At 41.6% G+C, this 4,768-nt stretch carries 4 protein-coding genes; all 4 read left to right on the top strand.

Going from position 1 to position 4,768, the window contains the following annotated elements; translation table 11 throughout:
* Positions 1–534, top strand: a 534-nt coding sequence (locus Q1V93_RS00305; protein WP_300659838.1) for an alpha/beta hydrolase, incomplete at its 5' end; no start/stop codon positions are given.
* Positions 535–705: 171 nt separating this feature from the next.
* On the top strand, positions 706–1,482 hold the full coding sequence (locus Q1V93_RS00300) for an ATP-binding cassette domain-containing protein (protein ID WP_300659835.1): 777 nt from the start codon (positions 706–708) through the stop codon (positions 1,480–1,482).
* Positions 1,479–2,669, top strand: coding sequence for an ABC transporter permease (locus tag Q1V93_RS00295; protein WP_300659832.1), 1,191 nt, complete (start codon positions 1,479–1,481; stop codon positions 2,667–2,669). Before Q1V93_RS00300 ends, Q1V93_RS00295 begins: the two co-directional genes overlap by 4 nt.
* A gap of 135 nt (positions 2,670–2,804) precedes the next feature.
* Positions 2,805–4,583 (top strand): AAA domain-containing protein, encoded by a 1,779-nt coding sequence (locus Q1V93_RS00290; protein WP_300659829.1) that lies wholly within the window; start codon positions 2,805–2,807, stop codon positions 4,581–4,583.
* Positions 4,584–4,768 lie beyond the last annotated feature (185 nt).

Genomic DNA, 4,768 nt, shown 5'->3' with positions numbered 1-4,768 from the left:
AAACAGCTTTCCGAACAAGTAAAGGAGTCCAATCCAATTTTAATTGGGATTTCCTTCGGTGGAATTGATGCACAGGAAATGAGAGCTTTGCTAAACCATTGCCCGGTTTTGATCCTGGCAAGTGTCAAAACAAGAACTGAACTTCCCTTCTGGATGAAAGCAGGTGGAAAAATCGGTTTACAAAAATTCATTCCGGTCAAAAAACTCCTGGAAAACAAAAAAGGAAATCACTGGTTCTTCGGAACCAAAACAACGGAAGAAAAAACCATCCTCAACCAGATTCTGGCAGATTCCGATCCGATCTTTACCAAATGGGCCATTCACCAAATTGTTTCCTGGAAAAGAAAAACTCCCGTTGCATCCAAAGTGCTTCACATTCACGGAACCAAAGACCGCATTTTCAACATCCAAAAACTACATCCTGATTACACTATCGAAGGTGGTACACATTTTATGACGGTTTCCAAACACGAAGCATTGAGCAAAATCATCCGGGAAGCCCTGGACAAACTTTCCCTGATAAATCAAGAGTAGAAAAGACTCAGGGGTTCAAAGGTGTTTAATAAAAAAAATTTGAACTATTCCTGTTTTCCAACCACAAAACGGCATCAAAATAAAACCTTTTATCACTAAAAAAACAACTTCAATGCATTTTGCATCGAATGCTGACAGCATCTTCTTAACTTAGTGAAATAATCGCTCAACATGATACAAGTTTCTAATCTCAGCAAGTCTTTTAGCCTGAACAGACAGCAAAAGAAAGAACTGGGAACCAGGCAAGATTCGGTTCTTGCAGTTGATAATATCAGTTTTGAATGTATGCCCGGAAGGGTTCATGCACTTCTTGGTCCGAACGGAGCAGGAAAAACGACTACACTCCGCATGTTATCGACCATTTTCAAACCTTCAAAAGGACAAATTCTCATCAATCACATTGATGCTGTAGCCAATCCGCAGGAAGCCAGAAAGCACATCGGATTTTTGACCGGTTCGGCAGGTTTGTATGCCCGCCTGACTCCCAACGAGTTGATTTCCTATTTCGGGGAATTGTACGGTGTTTCAAAAAACGACATTGAAATGCGCAAAAAACGACTTTTCGATCTATTGGACATGCATGATTTCCAGAACAAACGCATCGGAAAACTAAGTACCGGAATGAAACAAAAAGTTTCCATCTGCAGAACCATGATTCATGATCCGCAAGTGGTTATTTTCGACGAACCTACCAGTGGTTTGGATGTGATTACGGCTGAAAATATCATCCAGTTGATCCGCGATTGCAAAAACCAGGGAAAAACGGTGATCTTTTCGAGTCACATCATGGGAGAAGTTGATTTATTGTGTGACGATATTACCATCATTCACAAAGGAAAGGTATTGTATAACGATACCATGGAAGCATTCCGTGCTCAACAACAAGCTCCGAATCTAACAGCAGAATTTATCCGAATTGTTCACGACCAAAAACCTGAATTAGCATGATTTTCACTGTATTTAAAAAGGAATTACGCGATACTTTGCGCGATAGAAGAACAGTCATGATGATGATTGTGATTCCGACACTTGTATTTCCCATAATCATGAGTCTTTTCATGACTGTTTCAGCCAGTTTTCAAAAGGAAGCGGCCGAAAAAAAGGTAAAAATCGGTTTGGTGAGCAACCAGGTCGGAAGTCTGGAAGCAGATTTGTTAAAGGTTCCGGAAACACTTGGTAAACGGGAATTCATTCCGTTCACAGACACACTTTCATTGATCAAAGCGATTCGTTCGGATTCTATTCAGGTCGGGATTTTTATTCCGAATAATGCCGAGCAGCTTAAAAAGGAAATGAAACCCATTTCGGTGGTTGTTTTCCACGATGGTACGAATTTAGGAATGAAAGATCGTGCTGACACTTACCTTTCCTACATCCAGGAAAACTGGAAAAAGCAGCGTTATTCCGAATTGAAAATAGACGAAGCGAAAATCACTCCGTTTGTAATGGCTTATTCGAACGTCGCATCCAGCAAGGAAATGATCGGGAAACTGGCCGGAGGATTTTTGCCTTACCTCTTCATCGCTTTCGGATTCATGGGCTGCATGTTCCCTGCAATTGACTTATTTACAGGGGAAAAAGAACGTTCAACGATCGAAACATTACTGACAACACCGGTTCCAAGATGGAAGATTTTATTCGGAAAAATGGGTGTTGTGGTACTTTCCGGTTTACTGGCTGCATCATTCAACCTGTTCGGAATTTACCTTTCAATCGAAGTTTTGAATATTGTAAAAGATCCTGTTGTGCTTCAGGCAATTAAAGATATTTTATCACCAACTTTCATCGTAATGCTTTACGCTCTACTTTGTCCGTTGATTATTTTCTTCGCAGGAATCATGATTCCGATTGCAGTCCGGGCAAAAAGTTTCAAAGAAGCTCAAAGTATTATTTCGCCGCTCAACCTGCTGATTATTCTCCCGGCAATGGTTGGATTCTTCCCGGGAGTTGAATTGAACGAAATTACTGCTTTGATTCCGGTAGTGAACATTGTACTTGCGACTAAGGAATTGATTGCAGGAACTCTGGAATGGCATTTGGTCGCAATGGCTTTCGGAGTGATGGTATTGCTTGCAACGATTGCAATTATGCTTTCTTACCGCAAGTTTGAAAACGAGAATAATGTAATCTCTTAGTTTTTGTTCCCGCAGATTACACCAATTGAGCAGATATTAGTTGTACAAATCTACACTGCGTTCTTTTGCGAAATCTGCGGGAAACTATATTGAACTGCTACTCTACTCTTTATCTTCGCAAGCTAAAAACGAATCATGCACGTGATACACCCACATTTGGAACAAGCTGTTCGGGAGGAAATCAACTACTCTCAGCAACTGGTTTCCGAAAACCTGAAGGCAGCACCAACTGAATTACGCAAACAAGGTTTGAGTGTTTTTCCGTGTGGTGTAAGTGAAATCCGGACGGGAATCAATGGAGATTTTTACCTTCTGGAAACGTCGTTCGTTATCAATAATTCCTTTTTCAAGCGTGGAGTTAGTGTGTTGTTTCATGTGGAGAACAAACAATACAAAGCACGAATCGTTGAATTGAATGCTTATTCCATCTTGTTATTTTGCAAAGAGGAAATCGAAGGAAATATCCGTGAAAATCCGGTGCGTGTGGATTTCACTCCTGATGACAGAACCCTGGAATGCATGCAGTTCGGGCTTCGCTTTTTAAAAGAGCAAAAACAATTACACGATTTTTCAACCGATTTTTCGAGGGAGAAAGACGAGGCAGCATTTCCTTCCGAACAACTCAATGCATCACAACAAAAGGCAGTTGGCGCTATTCTCAGTAAGAATCCGACGACAGTCATTCAAGGACCTCCGGGAACCGGAAAAACGCACACACTGGCTATTGCCATTGAAGAATTGGTAAAACAAGGAAAGAAGGTACTGATCACTGCTCCGAGCAATACGGCGGTCGATAACTTGTGCAGAAAACTCGTTTCGACGAAAATGTCATTACTTCGGGTGGGAAACAACGAAAAAGTTTCATCCGATTTACTTGCTTATACCATTGATGCTTACCTGGAATCCGGGAAAATGGCGCAATACAGTCAAACACTAAAAAAACAGATTCAAAAGGCAGAACAAACTGCCAACCGGCATATCCGCAATTATACCAAAGAAGCCGCTGACGAAAAGCGACAAGCCAGACGCGATCTCCGTGAATTGCAGAAGGAATTACGCAAACTGGCTCAGGATACGGAACAACAACTCATTGATTCCAGTTCTGTCATTGCAGGAACTCCGGTTGGGTTGTTTAACGAGCTTTCAAAAAATCACTTGTTTGACGCGGTTATTATGGACGAAGCCGGGCAGGCACTTGCTCCTTTAACCTGGCTGGTAGCCAGTTTCGGGAAAAAACTCGTTTTGTGTGGTGATCCGCAACAGCTTCCTCCGGTTGTTCTGAGCAACAAAGCCAAAGAGCTTGGTTTAACAAAAAGTTTATTGGAAACTGTTTGCGAGATTCAGCCGCCCATTTTATTGAATGAACAATACCGTATGCCCCGGGAAGTTGTTTCGGTCATCAATCCGTATTTCTACGAAAACCAGTTACAAACTGCTTCGGGTGTGAAACAGGGACAGGTGCAATTTATCGACATGGCTGGTTTCGGAGAAGGTGAAACAGAAAATGAAACCACGGGTAGTTTTGAAAACCGGGATGAATTGAAGATTGTTCAGAAACTGCTTGAAACAGAGGCTCTGAATCCGAAAAAAACCGTGATTCTGGCACCTTATTCGGCACAAATAGCCTTATTACAAAAAGAACTTGGAACCGAATGGAATGTTTCAACTATTGATGCCATTCAGGGTCAGGAAGAAGAAAATGTGGTGATCAGCCTTACCCGTTCCAATCCGGAAGGAATCATCGGTTTTTTGAGTGATTACCGCAGAACCAATGTTGCTATTTCCAGAACTCAGAAAAACTGTTACCTCATCGGAGACAGTGCTACTTTGGGAAATGATGATTTTTATGCCGTTTTGATTCAGGAAATCGAGCAATCTGGTATTTATCGAAGTGCGTGGGAGTTTGAAGTATAATAGCGAATTAGTAATTGAGCCTGCTAATCCTGCTTTCTTCATTCAGTGCTTTCACAAAACGCCAATGCTTTTCGGCATTTCCTTCAACCAACCAGGTTCCAATCTGCTGATCTCCGGATTTTTCCAATTTCACTGCTTTGTATTTTAACTGGCATTGACTCAATAGTACTTCCAATTCTTCCCGG

Source organism: Fluviicola sp. (assembly GCF_030151805.1).
Classification (GTDB): Bacteria; Bacteroidota; Bacteroidia; order Flavobacteriales_D; family Crocinitomicaceae; genus Fluviicola.
Note: the sequence above shows the minus strand (reverse complement) of the source record. Positions and strands in the feature narration are given on the sequence as shown.